The organism is Tritonibacter sp. SIMBA_163 (assembly GCF_046535935.1).
Classification (GTDB): Bacteria; Pseudomonadota; Alphaproteobacteria; order Rhodobacterales; family Rhodobacteraceae; genus Epibacterium; species Epibacterium scottomollicae.
Genome location: NZ_JAWJBP010001063.1, coordinates 1 through 245, shown reverse-complemented (window position 1 = coordinate 245; position 245 = coordinate 1). Strand labels below are relative to the sequence as shown.

Genomic DNA, 245 nt, shown 5'->3' with positions numbered 1-245 from the left:
AAATCAGGGGGCGGATCTTGTTCTAAGTTGAAATCGAGTTTGCCCCGAATCGCTGCTTCATTTTGAAAATAAAAGCAGTTATCTGGTTCAACTCCCGCTAAGTATCTTTCTCGTTTCCAAGTGGTCGATCCGAGACATTCGTAGTCTATCTCTAAAGTTTCAGCGATATCTTTAATGACATCGCTAATCGCTTCTTTATAATATTCATGTTCAGGTAAGGGAGTCATGATTTCTAAAGTTCCATC

The 245-nt window shown here is 39.6% G+C and carries 1 protein-coding gene; it reads right to left on the bottom strand.

The window, feature by feature from the left end; all coding sequences use genetic code 11:
* On the bottom strand, nucleotides 1-245 hold a 245-nt coding region (locus R0J92_RS25605), incomplete at both ends, for a Uma2 family endonuclease (RefSeq protein WP_411053758.1).